The sequence below is a fragment of the Streptomyces sp. NPDC006923 genome, assembly GCF_040635655.1.
Taxonomy (GTDB): domain Bacteria; phylum Actinomycetota; class Actinomycetes; order Streptomycetales; family Streptomycetaceae; genus Streptomyces.
The window spans coordinates 445376-458007 of the sequence record NZ_JBEYIF010000003.1; the positions used below are offsets into that span (position 1 = coordinate 445376).

Annotated in this window: 15 protein-coding genes; 10 read left to right on the top strand and 5 right to left on the bottom strand. The window is 71.0% G+C overall.

Going from position 1 to position 12632, the window contains the following annotated elements; genetic code table 11:
• Positions 1-110 precede the first annotated feature (110 nt).
• The 3 genes from ABZ707_RS07920 to ABZ707_RS07930 all read left to right on the top strand — a co-directional run bounded on the left by ABZ707_RS07920 (position 111) and on the right by ABZ707_RS07930 (position 2889).
• Positions 111-1187 carry an NAD(+)/NADH kinase gene (locus tag ABZ707_RS07920; protein ID WP_360169536.1) on the top strand — a complete coding sequence of 359 codons (1077 nt, stop codon included), beginning with the start codon at positions 111-113 and terminating at the stop codon, positions 1185-1187.
• A 134-nt stretch (positions 1188-1321) separates the two neighbouring features.
• Positions 1322-2287, top strand: a complete 966-nt coding sequence (locus tag ABZ707_RS07925; RefSeq protein WP_360169539.1) for a YihY/virulence factor BrkB family protein — start codon at positions 1322-1324, stop codon at positions 2285-2287.
• Between the two features lie 65 nt (positions 2288-2352).
• Positions 2353-2889, top strand: a complete 537-nt coding sequence (locus ABZ707_RS07930; protein WP_360169542.1) for an isochorismatase family cysteine hydrolase — start codon at positions 2353-2355, stop codon at positions 2887-2889.
• 45 nt (positions 2890-2934) lie between these two features.
• Here ABZ707_RS07930 and ABZ707_RS07935 read toward each other — a convergent pair whose 3' ends face one another.
• The gene (locus tag ABZ707_RS07935; protein ID WP_360169545.1) at positions 2935-3561 is read right to left on the bottom strand and encodes a TetR family transcriptional regulator; all 627 of its coding nucleotides are present in this window, start codon (positions 3559-3561) and stop codon (positions 2935-2937) included.
• A gap of 149 nt (positions 3562-3710) precedes the next feature.
• On the opposite strand from ABZ707_RS07935, the gene ABZ707_RS07940 reads away from it, so the two are divergent.
• The 3 genes from ABZ707_RS07940 to ABZ707_RS07950 all read left to right on the top strand — a co-directional run bounded on the left by ABZ707_RS07940 (position 3711) and on the right by ABZ707_RS07950 (position 5122).
• Positions 3711-3869 carry a hypothetical protein gene (locus tag ABZ707_RS07940; RefSeq protein WP_360169548.1) on the top strand — a complete coding sequence of 53 codons (159 nt, stop codon included), beginning with the start codon at positions 3711-3713 and terminating at the stop codon, positions 3867-3869.
• A 68-nt stretch (positions 3870-3937) separates the two neighbouring features.
• A complete protein-coding gene (locus ABZ707_RS07945; RefSeq protein WP_360169551.1) occupies positions 3938-4210 on the top strand; it encodes a DUF4190 domain-containing protein in 273 nt (90 codons plus the stop codon).
• A 189-nt stretch (positions 4211-4399) separates the two neighbouring features.
• Positions 4400-5122, top strand: coding sequence for an HAD family hydrolase (locus ABZ707_RS07950; RefSeq protein WP_360169554.1), 723 nt, complete (start codon positions 4400-4402; stop codon positions 5120-5122).
• A 78-nt stretch (positions 5123-5200) separates the two neighbouring features.
• Here the strand turns inward: ABZ707_RS07950 and ABZ707_RS07955 are convergent, their stop codons facing one another.
• Entirely contained in the window at positions 5201-6265 is a 1065-nt protein-coding gene (locus ABZ707_RS07955; protein WP_360169557.1) for a PHP domain-containing protein, read from the bottom strand.
• 172 nt (positions 6266-6437) lie between these two features.
• Between ABZ707_RS07955 and ABZ707_RS07960 the strand changes: the two genes are divergently transcribed.
• Positions 6438-6947, top strand: a complete 510-nt coding sequence (locus tag ABZ707_RS07960) for a DUF6328 family protein (protein WP_360169560.1) — start codon at positions 6438-6440, stop codon at positions 6945-6947.
• 409 nt (positions 6948-7356) lie between these two features.
• Here ABZ707_RS07960 and ABZ707_RS07965 read toward each other — a convergent pair whose 3' ends face one another.
• Entirely contained in the window at positions 7357-7980 is a 624-nt protein-coding gene (locus ABZ707_RS07965; protein ID WP_360169563.1) for an LAETG motif-containing sortase-dependent surface protein, read from the bottom strand.
• 31 nt (positions 7981-8011) lie between these two features.
• Here ABZ707_RS07965 and ABZ707_RS07970 point away from each other — a divergent pair, with 31 nt between their 5' ends.
• A complete protein-coding gene (locus ABZ707_RS07970; protein ID WP_360169566.1) occupies positions 8012-8242 on the top strand; it encodes a hypothetical protein in 231 nt (76 codons plus the stop codon).
• A 207-nt stretch (positions 8243-8449) separates the two neighbouring features.
• Here ABZ707_RS07970 and ABZ707_RS07975 read toward each other — a convergent pair whose 3' ends face one another.
• Positions 8450-9658 (bottom strand): aromatic acid exporter family protein, encoded by a 1209-nt coding sequence (locus tag ABZ707_RS07975; RefSeq protein ID WP_360169569.1) that lies wholly within the window; start codon positions 9656-9658, stop codon positions 8450-8452.
• A 254-nt stretch (positions 9659-9912) separates the two neighbouring features.
• Between ABZ707_RS07975 and ABZ707_RS07980 the strand changes: the two genes are divergently transcribed.
• Entirely contained in the window at positions 9913-10650 is a 738-nt protein-coding gene (locus ABZ707_RS07980; protein WP_360169572.1) for a uracil-DNA glycosylase, read from the top strand.
• Positions 10651-10774: 124 nt separating this feature from the next.
• On the top strand, positions 10775-11320 hold the full coding sequence (locus ABZ707_RS07985) for a ferritin-like domain-containing protein (RefSeq protein WP_360169575.1): 546 nt from the start codon (positions 10775-10777) through the stop codon (positions 11318-11320).
• Positions 11321-11406: 86 nt separating this feature from the next.
• On the opposite strand, the gene ABZ707_RS07990 is transcribed toward ABZ707_RS07985, so the two are convergent.
• Positions 11407-12372: an LLM class F420-dependent oxidoreductase gene (locus tag ABZ707_RS07990; protein ID WP_360169578.1), complete on the bottom strand. Its 966-nt coding sequence runs from the start codon at positions 12370-12372 to the stop codon at positions 11407-11409.
• Positions 12373-12632 lie beyond the last annotated feature (260 nt).

A 12632-nucleotide genomic window follows, 5' to 3' on the forward strand; every position in this document is an offset into this window, starting at 1 on the left:
CTCTCCGGCGCGCCGGGCCGCCGCGCACCGCGCTCACTCCGTTCTCTTCGGTCATCCTTGACCGCTGAAGCAGACGGAACCCGAGGACCGGACATACGGAGAGCGCGATCATGCCTGTGAAACGTATCGGTGTCGTGGTCCATCAGGGCCGTCCCGCGGCCGTCGCGGCGGCGGAGGTCGTCCGCGGCTGGTGCGAGACGAACGGCATCCCGTGCCGGGAGATCGACGTGTGGAAGGACCGTGAACCGCGCCACGGAGGGCAGGAGGAGTCCTCGGCGGCGGGCAATCCCGACCTGGTCGTGACACTCGGCGGGGACGGCACCTTCCTGCGCGGCGCGCGGATCGCCGCCAAGAACAACGCCGCGGTGCTGGGCGTCGATCTGGGACGGGTCGGTTTCCTCACCGAGGTCCCGGTCGAGCAGGTGTCGCGGGCACTGACCTCGGTCCATGAGGGCCGGGCCACGATCGAGGAACGTATGACGCTCACCATGCGGGCCTCACGCCCCCTGGAGATGCCGTCCGGCATCGAGGCCCTGCTGCGCTACGGGCGCGGGCCGACGCTGCCGCCGCCGCATGTCCGGGCCGGCACCACCGGGGGCGAGGACTGGGGCGTGGCCCTGGACGTCATGGCTCTCAACGACATCGTCCTGGAGAAGCTCGCCAGGGACCGGCAGGCGAGTCTGGGGGTGTATCTCGCCGGCCGGCTCCTCGCCGCGTACTCGGCGGACGCCGTCATCGTCGCCACTCCGACCGGCTCCACCGCCTACAGCTTCGCGGCCGGAGGCCCGGTGCTCTCTCCGCACATGGACGCCGTGGTCTTCACGCCGGTGGCGCCGCACATGACGTTCAACCGCACGGTGGTGACCGCCCCCGACGAGCCGGTCGGACTACGGGTGCTGCCGCACTCCGGGGATGTGGCGATCAGTATCGACGGGCAGCTCCGCGGGGTGCTGGAGCCGGGCGACTGGGTCGGCGTGTACGGGGCCAAGTACCGGCTGCGCCTGGTGCGGATGGGGCCCACCGACTTCTACAGCAGGCTGCGCGAGCGCTTCCGGCTGACCGACGCGCCCGCCTCGACGGCGGCCGACGGCCAGGCCGCTCCGCTGTTCCGCCCCAACAGTCCGGTACCGGCCGACCTGAGCCATCTGCGGCTGCCGCCGGCCCAGCCGCCGGCGCCGCGCGACTGATCCCGCCCGGCCGGCGACGCCCACGGGCGTCGCTCATGTCGCGTCGCGCCCCGGGGACCAGATGGGACGCCGTCCGCTGGGTAGATGTCCGCCAGGCGCTCCCGGTACCGGCCGGGACACGCGGGAGGATGGCCATGGGGACTGTTGTGCATGTTCCGCAGACGCGGGACATGATCGGTGAGGAGCTTTCGGGGGACGAGGCGCTGACGGCGCTGCGTCACTACGGCGGGCGCAAGCTGCTCCTCGACGCCTTTTCCCGGTTCCGGTACGCGGACGGCTTCAGCCAGGCGCGGTCCCTGGGCTTCCAGGTGGTACTGGGCATGGTGCCCTTCACCATCGCTCTCGTCGGGGTGGCCGCCACGGTCCACACCGAAAGCCTGGGCCGGATCATCGAGCTGACGCTCGGCCGGATCGTGCCGGGCGACAGCGCGGAGCTGGTCCAGGGTGCCCTGAACGACACTCGGCGCAGCGCGGGCGCGGATGTGGCGGGCGCCGTGGCGATGTGGCTCGGGCTCGGTTTCGCCGCGCTCAACCTCGCCTCGGCGATGGGCCAGATCGAGCGGGGCTGCAATCGCATCTACGGCATCGAGCGGGACCGCCCCTTCCTCGCCAAGTACGCGCGGGGCCTGGTGCTCGCGTTCGCCGCCGGAGTGCCGATGGCGCTCGGCTTCCTGGTGCTGGTCGCGGGGGAGGCGGTGGGCGACTCCGTCGTGCGGGCGCTGGGCTGGTCCCGGAGCTGGCTCGATGTGTGGGGGCCGCTGGAGATACCCCTCGGAGTGGTCCTCGCGGGGGTCGCCTCGGCCGTGATCTTCCGCTGGTCTCCCCGGCGTGACCAGCCCGGCTACACGTGGCTCGCGTTCGGTTCCGCCGTACATCTGCTGCTGTGGGTGGTGGCCACCTGGCTGCTGGCGTTCTACGTCGGACGCAGCGGCTCGTTCGGCGCGGTGTACGGGCCCCTGACGGCTTTTGTGGCTCTCCTGCTGTGGGCCAATCTGACCGGTATCGCGCTTTTCCTGGGGGTGGCCTTCGCGGCGCAACTGGAGGCGGCACGCGCGGGCATCACCGAGCCGGTGCGCCCCGATCCCGGGCCGGGCCGCTGAGGACGGGCCGCCGAGGCTCGGGTGCCCAGCGGTCATACCGGGGCCGCGGTGACACCATGGAGGTCATGAGGAAAAGCGCTGTCGTCGTCATCGACATGATCAATACGTATGAACACGCCGACGCGGACCTCCTCCTTCCGTCCGTGACGAAAGTGGTGCCGTCCGTCGTCCGGCTGCTGGAGCGGGCCAGGGAGCGAGACGTTCCGGTCATCTACGTCAACGACAACTTCGGCGAATGGCGGTCCCACCACGGCGAGATCGTCGAGACCGCGCTCTCCGGCCCGCACGCCGATCTGGTCGAGCCCCTCCGGCCGGACGACGCGTCGCTGTTCGTGGTGAAGGCCCGGCACTCGATCTTCTACGAGACGCCTCTCGCCTATCTGCTCTCCCAGCTCGGCATCGGACATGTGATCCTCTGCGGGCAGGTGACCGAGCAGTGTGTGCTGTACTCGGCCCTGGACGCGCACATCCGCCATCTTGAGGTGACGGTTCCCGATGACGCCGTCGCCCATATCCACGCGGATCTCGCCGACGCGGCGCTGCGGATGATGCGGCGCAATATGAAGGCGGACGTCCGGAACACCGACTCGATCGAGTTCTGAGGGACGTCACCGGGAGCGCTCCACGGGAGGTGTGGCGGGCGGGCGTCAGTCGAGCCAGTGTCGGCGTCCGAGCGTGATCAGCCGTAGTTGGCGGCGGGCGACGGCGGCCACCCGCTCTTCCGCCGCCCTGCCCTCCTCGGTGGCGTCGAGGAACGCGGACGCCGTCATCACCATGTGGTCGACATAGACACCGGCCAGCATCCGCAGGTCGTCCTCGCTCCAGCCCGCCGACACCGGCTGCGCGGCGAGCTGGTGCGCGACCTCGTCCGAGAAGCGGCGCAACTGGGCGGCTATCGCGTCCCGCACCGGCCGTACCCCGCCGTGCCGCTCCCGCGCGACAAAGCGGACATGGGCGGGATACGCCCTGACATGCCGCGCGATCACATCGACGGTCCTGTCGATCCGCTCGTCGCTGCCGCCCGTACCGGCGAGCGTGCCGCGGACCATCGCGTGCAGGCTGTCGAGAGCCTGCCCGACCAGAGCCACACCGAGACCGGCCATGTCCGGGAAGTGCCGGTAGAAGGCGGTCGGCGCCACCCCCACGGCCCGGGTCACCTCGCGCAGCCCGAGGCTGCTGAGGCCCTGCTCCGCAAGGAGCGCCAGAGCCGCGTCCATCAGGGCCTGCCGGGTTTTCTGTTTCTGCGCCTGACGGCTGCCGATGGTGTGACTCATGCCATTCAGTAAACAACCGTTCTCCGGCGAGGCGAAAGCTAGACTGATGAGTCAGTGAACAACTGTACTCGTGAACGGGTGTCCGGTTCGGGATCGCTGTCCGGCGGACGGTCCGGCCGGACCCGGCGCCCGTCCGCAGGGAGACATTCATGATCTTTCTTGTCGCGGCTCTCCTCCTGGTGGGAGTGCTGCTGGGATCGGTGGCCCATCTGCCACTCCCGGTCACCCTGATCGCCGCCGCCTGCATCGGCGGCTGGCTGCTTCTGTTCGCCGCCCGCGAGCACCGGGCCCGGGTCCGGCGGCGCTGAGCCCGGCCGGCCACGCGCCCCGGCGACCTACGGTCCCGACCGGCCAACCCTCGGAAGGAGTCCGCTCCATGACCCTCACCACGCCCGCCCGCGGGCGGACGGGCACCCGCGACGCCGACGGCATGGCCGTCGCCTCCTTCGTCCTCGGGCTGCTCGGCCTGCTGGTGATGAATCTTCTCCTCGGCCCCATCGCCCTGGTGCTGTCGGGCCTCGCGCTGTGGCGTGGCACCGCCCGGAGAGGGCGCGCCCTCCTCGGGGCCTTCCTCGGGGCGGCCGACCTGGTGGTGCTCGCCGTACTGGTGGGCGTGGACCACACGGTGTCCTGGAGCTTCGGCGGCTGACGGGCGCCGTGACCTCACCCGTACGGCCCGCCCAGCGCGTCGGGCCTTACGGGAAGGGCACAGGCTGAGTGGACGACAACGCGGCGGAAAGCGACGAACCGAGGCGTACGGGCGTTCCGGCCGGGACGGCACGACCAAGGCGTCGCCCGGGTCCGGAGCCGGGCCCTCGCGGGAACGGGAGTGGGACATATGGCGGCGCGCGCGGCACTGTTCGACGTCGACGGGACCCTTGTCGACACCAATTACCTCCATGTGACGACGTGGTGGGAGGCGTTCCGCGAGGCCGGGCACAAGGTGCCGATGCCGACGATCCACCGGGCGATCGGCCTCGCGGGCGCCGACCTCGTCGCGCATGTGCTCGGCGACGACCGGGACCGCGACCGGGACGCGGAGATCAGCGCCGCGCACGCCACCCTCTACGGGACCTATTTCGACCGGCTGCCCGCGATCGAGGGGGCGGCCGACGTCCTCAGGTCGCTGGCGGACCGGGGCTGGCGGATCGTGCTCGTCACCTCCGCGGGAGGGGCCGAACTCGCCGCGCTGCGGCGCGCGATCGACGCCGACGAGGTCATCGACGGCACCACCAGCGCCGACGACGTGGCCGCGGGCAAGCCCGCCCCCGACCCGGTGCGGCAGGCTCTGGAGCTGGCCGGGGTGGGGCCGGAGCAGGCGGTGTTCGTCGGTGACACCGTCTGGGACATGGAGGCGGCGGCGAGTGCGGGCGTCCGGGGTGTCGCCCTGCTCTCGGGTGGAGTCCCGCGCGACGCGCTGGAGTCCGGCGGAGCGAAGGAGGTCTACGAGGACCCCACCGATCTGCTGGCCCGCCTCGACACCAGTCTCTTCGTGGACCTGGAAGGCGCCGGCGCGGCCACCGGTTCGGACTCGCGGACGCGGGCCAGGACGGAGCGGTGACCCGTGCGGCCGCGCCGGCAACGGAGGGCCCGCGGGCCCGCCGTACGACATGAGCCGGCCCTCGGCGCGAGCCGGCGCTCACACCGGTGACGGGGCCCGCCGGGACCGCGTCCACTCCCGCAACTGCCCGGCGTCCCAGGTGTTGATGACGCGGTCGGCCGGCACACCGCACTCCTCCGCCCGCGCGCAGCCGAGGATCTGCCAGTCGAGCTGTCCCGGAGCGTGGGCGTCCGTGTCGACGGCGAAGAAGACACCGGCGGCGACCGCCTCGCGAAGCAGCCGGCGGGGCGGGTCCAGCCGTTCGGGCCGGCTGTTGATCTCCACGGCAGTGCCGGACTCGGCGCAGGCGGCGAACACGGCCTCGGCATCGAACGCCGACTCCGGCCTGCCGCCGCCCGTCCCGTCGTCTCTCCGGCCGCGCCGGGACCGTCCCGTGAGGAGGCGTCCGGTGCAGTGCCCCAGGACATCGGTCAGCGGATCGCGTACGGCGGTGATCATGCGCCTGGTCATCGGGGCGGACTCCATGCGCAGCTTCGAGTGCACGGACGCCACCACCAGATCCAGCCGGTCGAGCAGCTCGGGCTCCTGATCCAGCGAGCCGTCCGGCAGGATGTCGCACTCGATCCCGGTGAGCAGCCGGAAGGGAGCCCACCGTGCGTTCAGCTCGGCGACCACGTCGAGTTGCTCGCGCAGCCGGTCGGCCGAGAGGCCCCGGGCGACGGTGAGCCGGGGGGAGTGGTCTGTGAGCACGGCCCATTCGTGCCCGATCGCCGCGGCCGTCCGCCCCATCAGCTCGATGGGACTCCCGCCGTCCGACCAGTCCGAGTGCAGATGGCAGTCTCCGCGCAGCGCGGCGCGCAGCCCGTTGCCCGTCTCCGCGAGGGGCGCGGCGGCCTCCCGCTCCAGCCGTTCCAGATACGCCGGGACCTGGCCCGCCACAGCCGCCTCCACCACCTCGGCGGTCTTCGGACCGATGCCCGGAAGACGGGTGAGCGTCCTGGCCTCGGCGCGCCGCGCGACCTCGTCGGGCGGCAGGCCCGCGACGGCCGAGGACGCGGTACGGAACGCCTTGGTCCGATAGGTCTCGGCCCGCGAACGCTCCAGCAGAAAGGCGATCCTGTCGAGAGCCACCACCGGATCCATGGGCGCCCCCAGGCGTGTCGGTCGGTTTCCGTTCATTCTCCGTGCGCTCGCCGCGGAGTGCATCCCGCGGACGCGCCGGCGCTGCTTCCGGCGAAGGCGCCGGTCCCGGTCTGTCCCGCCGCCCAGCGGGTACGCGCAGTCCACCACATCACCTATGGCCATGGAGGGCTCCGTGTCTTCGACGACACAGCAGACCGACGACATCGACGACATCGCGGACGGCCGTGAGGAGACGGAGAACGAACGCGCCGACCGTCAGTGGTCGGAGCTGATCCAGGAGGTGCGCGTCGCGCAGACCGGCGTCCAGATCATGTTCGGCTTTCTCCTCACCGTGGTCTTCACGCCCCGCTTCACCACACTCCCGGACGTCGACCGGACGATCTACCTGGTCACCGTTGTGCTGGGCGCGGCGGCCACCGGGGCGCTGATCGGCCCCGTCGCCTTCCACCGCTTTGTCTCCGGCCGCCGTATGAAGCCGCGCGCGGTGATATGGGCCTCCAGACTGACCGTCACCGGCCTGTGCCTGCTGCTCGCGACGCTGATCTCCGCACTCCTGCTCATCATGCGGGTGGCCACGCACAACCATGTGGTGCCGTGGATCGTCGCGGGGGTCGTCGCCTGGTACGTGCTGTGCTGGTTCGTCCTGCCCCTGTGGGCGGGCCACCGTCACACCCGCACCTGAGGCGGCTTCCTGAGCCGTGCGCACGGGTCGGCACGGCGAAGCTGATGAGGCCCCGCAGCAAGGAACGCTGCGGGGCCTCACACTGCTCGGGGAGTACGCCGGGTGATGTCCTTCCCTCGGGTCGGACGGCCCGTCGCGTACGTTCCCCGGGGCCGGCCTCGGCCGGATCGTCGTTCACCGTGGGTCGGCGCGACGACACGCACGACTCCTGTCGTATGGAATCCGAGCAACACGCCCCGTGGGGCGAGCTGTCATTCGGTCCATGCCTCTCGGTCGGGTGACCGTCGGCCAGGCCGCCGAGTGTTGGCGGTGGAAGTTCTGGACGACGTCCGACATGGCGACAGAGGAAGGGCGAGCCGGGTTACGGCTGTTCCTGCCGTGGCGGCGGGGTGGTGCGTGAAACGGTTGTTCAGTGCTGCGCGGTGCGACGCTTGCGCGAGGCCCACATGATGCCCGCTCCGGCCACCAGCACGACAGCGGCCGCACCGGCGATCATCGGCGTGGCGCTGGAGGAACCCGTCTCGGCGAGGTCGTCCCCGGCAGGGGACGGCTTCGAGGTGGGGACCACGGCCGAAGAGCTGCTGGGCTCCTCGGTGGGCGTGGGCGCCTCAGTGGTGGCGGTCTCCGACGGCTTCGGAGTCGGGGTGTCCGACGCCGGCGGCGGGGTGCCGGGGGTGTCGCAGACCGGAGCGGTCTTGGTCTCGTCCTTCGAGTACTGGTCGCCGTCGGCGGCCTTCACGACGAGACGGACGGACAGCTCGCTGCTGTGCTCGGGAAGGTCGAGCTTCTTGTGGAACTCGTTCCTGAACGACTCGGTCGGCAGCAGGTCCTTGCCGTCCACGGTGATGTTCACCGTGTTCTTGTCGCTGTTGCCGTAGCTGGTCAGGTCGACGCTCACCTCGGAGCAGCTCACCGTCCAGACCGGCGTGTGCGCCATGGCGGGGGTGGCCGACAGGCCGACCCCGAGCGCACCAGCAGTCGCGATCGTTATGAGGGCGCCTCTGCGCCGCCACGATCCGCTGAATACAGTCACAGAATCCTCCGCGATAACCGCGCCGCCCACGATGACGGCGCGCGCGCACAGTACCGCCATCGGCCATGACCTCATCAACCGCCCCACCCAACTCACCGTCTCCATGGCCCTCATATCGCTGGTGAGAGGGCCAATGGCGGTCTTCGCGGCGAACGGGCGGGGCCTGATCAGGTGCCCCGCCGACCTCGTGCCCGCCCTCCCCGCGCCGGGCGTCATCGCTGATGACGCCCATGACCACTGGGCCCCGGCCGGGTTCGCCTGAGCGCGTTCCCCGCTCAATACACGTCGGCTCGCGCGTCTTTGGGCAAAAATTGCGTCAATACTTCAGCGCGTCTTTTCCGTTGCGCTCAGAACGAGCGATTCACGCCAGTCGTTGGCCGGGACAAGTCCACGGTTGTTTCCCGGCCTTTGTGTCCGCATCCGGTAAAGGAGCCACCGCCCCGGAGCGCTTGTCCCGGCCCCCGGAGCGTCAGGATGTCCGTGTCCGGCGCGGCAGCGCCTCCCGTACCCATTGGCGGGCCGCGGACAGTCGCGGATGGCGTTCACGCTGCTCACGCGCGGCGCGGTCCAGCTCCTCCAGCAGACGCCGGGAACGGTGTTCCATGTCCAGTTCGTCCAGGATCCGGTCGATCTCCGTCAACAGCGCGCCCTGGAGCTGCCAGTGGCGGGGATCCCGTTGGATCTCGTCGAGCAGGAGCCGGGCCAGCCGCTCCCGGCTTGTGCTCGCCGTCGCGAGGACCTCGGCCAGCCGTGTCTCCGCCGTCTCGGCGCTCTCACTCACCTGCGTGGTGACCAGGACGGAGAAGCTCACGACCGCGTCGGCGACATGGGCGAGCAACTCCTGCAGAGTCGTTCCCACCTCCGCCGGGAACAACGGCTCGCCCCTGCGGCCCTTGGCGAGATCGGTGAGTGTCCTGGCCAGCACCCGCAGGATCACCGTGCAGATCTCCAGCGTGTCCAGACCGGTCCGCAGCACCACACGGTGGAGCAGGCCCTCCTTGACCCGGGGATTGAACCGGAGACTGTCCTCCGCCTGCCGGAGCGCCGCGTCCACCTCACTGATGTCATGGTCGAGCCGGCGTGCCTCGTGCAGTCGCTCCGCGGCGCGTTCGACCGGAATGGGGTCGGTGATCCCTTCCCCGACGCGCAGCAGTAGCTGGCGCATCCGGCGGGCCAGTCCGTCGATGGACTGCCCGGCATTGCTCACCCACACGGGCGGTACGAAGAGGAAGTTGAACAGCAGCCCCACCACGGCGCCGATCAGAGTCTCCAGCACCCGGTCCCAGGCCGTCGACGCCACCTGCGTCACACCGAGGACCAGCATGGCGCTGATCGCGACCTCCGGCACGAACTCGCTGACGCGGACCAGCCGCCCGACGACGAGAGAGGCCAGGATGATCAGCCCCAGACTCCACCAGGACAGACCGACCAGCACACTGAAGGCGATGGCGACCAGCACCCCGGCGACGACGGAGTTCACCCTGCGCACTCCGGTGACGAAGGTGGAGTAGAGGGTGACCTGGACGACGAGCAGGGCGGTGAGGGGAGCGGTGAGCGGCGCGGCCTCCGAACTGAGCTGCAGCGCCACCACATACGCGATGGTGGCGGCGGCGGTCGAGCGGAGCGTCTGCACGACGTCCGGCTCCCGGCGCCGCTTCACGAACTCGACGAGCGGCACGCTCACTGTCTTCCGGACACCACGCACGACCCTTCTCTTCCCCCGCTTGAGCCACCCGGACCGAAACACTGCACCGATGGTCCTATCCTTCCCGGGACCGGCGTGCGGCCGGTCCTGGCCGTGTTCGACTCCGTACGGGGTGTTCTCCGTGCCTGACAGAATGTGCCTCCCTCGCGCGTCCGGCGCTCGATCCCGGCGGGTACCCCGAGTCCCTGCCGCTATCCCGGACCACGGAGACCCAGGTGAGAGGTGTGATGTCCACGGATTACCCGGAACGTCAGGCGCCCCGCGCCCGCGATCTCGCCGATCTTGACGAGCGGCTGATCCGGTGCCGGGCCTGCCCCCGTCTGGTGGCCTGGCGTGAACAGACCGCCAGGGAGGGCCGTAAGGCGTACGCGGGCTGGGACTACTGGGGGCGTCCGGTGCCCGGATTCGGTCCCGCCGACGCCGCGATGCTGATCGTCGGCCTCGCACCGGCCGCGCACGGCGGGAACCGCACGGGGCGGATGTTCACCGGCGACAGATCGGGGGACGTGCTCGTCGCCGCGCTCCACGACGTCGGGCTGGCCAGCCGGCCGACCGCGACGGACCGCCACGACGGCCTCCGTCTGCTCGGCGTACGGATGACCGCGCCGGTGCACTGCGCCCCGCCCGCCAACAAACCGACGCCGCTGGAGCGCGACACCTGCCGTACCTGGCTGGTACGGGAACTCACCCTGCTGCGGCCCACCGTCCGCTCGCTCGTGGTGCTGGGCGGCTTCGGCTGGCAGGCCGTGCTTCCCGCGCTGGCCGGGGCCGGCTGGTCCGTGCCACGGCCGCGGCCGGCCTTCGGCCACGGCGTACGCGTCGCCCTGCCGGCCGCCGACGGCGGCCCCGGCCTGGACCTCTTCGGCTGCTACCACGTGAGCCCGCACAACACGTTCACCGGCCGGCTCACCCCGGCCATGCTGCGTGAGGTGCTCTCCTCGGCCGCCCGCGCGGCCGGGCTCTGAGCCATCGGCCCGCGCGTGCGGCCGCGCGGAGTGCGGCCGCCGCCGAGGCGTACGGCGGAGGGAGGCGGGCAGGCGGAAGCTCACGCAGGTAAAGCCCGTTGGGTACGAAAGGAAGTGCACGGCCATGGCTGAGTTCCTCACCGACATCGAGACGATCCGCGCGCGGGCGCGCAAGGAGATCGAGAAGGGCCCGGTGACGGACGCGTACGGGGCCGATCTCGGGCGTGTGCTCCAGGTGCTCAATGAGGCGCTGGCCACGGAAATCGTCTGCACCCTGCGGTACAAGCGGCACTACTACACGGCGACGGGACTGTACTCCGAGCCGGTCGCCGCGGAATTCCTGGAGCACGCCGGGGAGGAGCAGGAGCACGCGGACAAGCTGGCCAAGCGCATCGTGCAGCTCGGCGGAGAGCCCGACTTCAACCCGGACACGCTGACCCAGCGCTCCCACGCGCAGTACGACGCGAGCGCGGACCTGATTCAGATGATCAAGGAGGATCTGGTCGCGGAGCGCGTGGCCATCGCGTCCTACACCGAGATCGCCAAGTGGCTGGGGGAGGGCGACCCCACCACCCGCCGGGTGTTCGAGGAGCTGCTCGCGCAGGAGGAGGAGCACGCCGACGATCTGCGCGGGCTGCTGGAGCGGCTGCCGGACAGCAGGGTCCAGTGATCTGAGAGCGCCGCCGGTCTTCGAGTCCGCCGGTCGTCGCGGGCCGAGTGCGGATGCCCCGTGCGGGGGCATCCGCGCTTCCGTGCTCAGAGCCGGCGCAGCGCCGGCAGCAGTGTCTTCTCCGACCAGTCGAGGAAGGACTCCTGGTGGTCGCCGCCGATCTGTACCAGGGCGACCTCCGTGAAACCGGCCTCGGCGTACGGCCTCACCGCCTCGACGAACGCGTCCACGTCGTCACCGCACGCGATCGCCTCCGCGACATCCTCGGGGCGTACATGCCGCGTGGCCCCGTCGAACCCCGCCGGACCGGGCAGCTCCGCATTCACCGGCCAGGGTCCGACGGACCACCGGAACTGCTCATGCGCCCTGGCGACGGCCGCGTCCCGGTCCGTGTCGTAACAGACCGGCACCTGGCCGACCTTCGGCTTTCCCGCCCCGCCGTGCTGCTCGAAGGCGTCCAGCAGCCCGGCCTCCGGCTCGGTGGCGATGACAAGATCGGCCACCTGGCCCGCGAGCTCGCAGGACCGCTCGCCGGAGACCGCGATCCCGATCGGCGGCGGCTGATCGGGGAGATCCCAGAGCCTGGCGCTCTCCACGTCGAAATGGGCGCCGTGATGATTCACATAACCCCCGGCGAACAGCGCGCGGATGATCTCGACGGCCTCTTCGAGCATCTCCAGCCGGACATGGGCCGCGGGCCACCCGCCGCCCACCACATGCTCGTTGAGATTCTCACCGGAACCGAGCCCGAGCCGGAAACGCCCCTCGGACAACAGCTGCATGGTCGCCGCCTTCTGCGCGACGACGGCGGGGTGATAGCGCGTCGTCGGGCAGGTCACATACGTCATGAGAGGGATACGGGAGGTGGCCTGGGCGGCGGCGCCCAGCACGCTCCAGGCGTACGGCGCGTGGCCCTGCGACTCCAGCCAGGGGAAATAGTGGTCCGAGGTCACGGAGAAGTCGAAGCCGGCTCGCTCCGCGCCCACCACATGCCGGACCAGCTCCCGGGGTCCCGCCTGCTCGGTCATCATCGTGTATCCGATTTGCACCATGATCAGCGCTTAGCCGGTCGCCCCGCGCGCGAAACCTCACCGTCCGGCGAATGATCTCCCGGCGCCGGTCCGGCGCCGGACCGGCATCGCCCGCCGCCGGCCGGGTGCACGCTGCCCCGCGAGCGGCACAGCCGGACCGCGGTCCGGCTGCCCCGCGAGCGGCACAGCCGGACCGCGGTCCGTCCGGTCGCACACCGCGGCACACCGAGGGAGGCTGAGGAGCAGCACCTCCTCAGATGCCCCGGTAAGCCGTCGAGGCC